1 protein-coding gene is annotated in these 913 nt (G+C 70.8%); it reads right to left on the bottom strand.

Annotated elements, in window-relative coordinates:
* Window positions 1-292: 292 nt before the first annotated feature.
* A partial coding sequence (locus tag FRZ03_RS03225) for a polysaccharide deacetylase family protein (RefSeq protein WP_146463615.1) occupies window positions 293-913 on the bottom strand: 621 nt, incomplete at its 5' end.

The following is a 913-nucleotide window of genomic DNA, read 5'->3' as shown; positions in this document are numbered from 1 at the left end:
TGTGCCGCGGCCGGGGGCCCCCAGGTGAGCGTGCCGGGGGAGGGAGCGCGGAGGACCCTAGGGGGGCGGGGCCCGGGGCCTGCCGCGGCCGGCGCCGTGGGGCCCTGCTCGGTCCGCCTGGCCGCGGGCTGCGCACAGTCGGTCGGCCCCATCGAACGGCTGGGCGCAGCCCGCGAGCAGGAGGACCGAGCAGAGCCCCACGGCGCCGGCCGCGGCAGGACCCGGGCGCCGCCGCTCCCGGGTCCTCCGCGGGCCCTCCCCCGGTCGGCTCACCTGGGGTCCCCCGGGTGGGTCACAGGTAGTCCTCCAGGCGGGCCACGGCGTAGCCCTCACGGGTGACCTTGTTGAGGAAGCGGCGCATGTCGTCGACCATCGTGCCGTCCCAGTCGCCGCGGCCCCGGAAGTGGGTGAGCACGATGTCGCCGCGGCGCAGCTGCTGGTCGTCCTCGCGGAACTCCCAGTGGTCGACGTAGACCTCCTCGTTCCAGATCGGCGCGTACTTGATGCCGCAGGACTTGGCGGCGACCAGGGTGTCCTGGTTGTAGTTGCCGTAGGGCGGGCGGAAGACCGTGGGGCGCTTGCCGTACTGCTTCTGCATGATGTCCTGCATGTCGCAGATCTCGTGCCGCTGCTCGTCGTAGGACAGCCCCGGCAGATAGGGGTGGTGCAGAGTGTGGTTGTTGACGGTGTTGCCGTAGGCCTGGGCCTTGCGGAAGTAGCCGTAGTCGTCCTTGACCAGGTAGTCGCTGAGGAACGCGGTGTACGGGATCTTCAGGTCCCGCATCATCTCGAGGAACCGGGGGTCCTTCTCGGAGCCGTCGTCGATGGTGAGGAAGACGACCTTGTTCCTGGTGGGGACGGTGGTGAAGACCGGGGGCAGGCCCCAGTCCTCCTGGTGGTCCACCTCGAAGCC

Source organism: Streptomyces misionensis, assembly GCF_007896895.1.
In the GTDB taxonomy this organism is placed as follows: Bacteria; Actinomycetota; Actinomycetes; order Streptomycetales; family Streptomycetaceae; genus Streptomyces; species Streptomyces misionensis_A.
Note: the sequence above shows the minus strand (reverse complement) of the source record. Positions and strands in the feature narration are given on the sequence as shown.